Here is a 239-nt window from a genome sequence, read left to right on the forward strand (position 1 = left end):
TGACGGAAGAGGAAAGGGCCAAAGCAAAAGCGGCGGCGTTAGCAAAACAAAAAAGAGAAGGAACAGAAGAAGTGACGGAAGAGGAAAGGGCCAAAGCAAAGGCGAAGGCGGCAGCAGCCGCAAAAGCGAAAGCGGCGGCGTTAGCAAAACAAAAAAGAGAAGGAATGGAAGAAGGAACAGAAGAAGAAAAGGCCAAGGCGAAAGCGAAGGCTGGGGCGGCCGCAAAGGCAAAAGCAGCG

General features: G+C 52.7%; 1 pseudogene. It reads left to right on the forward strand.

Annotation, left to right across the window (positions count from 1 at the left end):
- A pseudogene (locus MR083_RS27330) lies at positions 1-239 on the forward strand (NADH-quinone oxidoreductase subunit C); the annotation flags it as partial.

The organism is Bacillus cereus group sp. BfR-BA-01408 (assembly GCF_022663305.1).
Classification (GTDB): domain Bacteria; phylum Bacillota; class Bacilli; order Bacillales; family Bacillaceae_G; genus Bacillus_A; species Bacillus_A pacificus.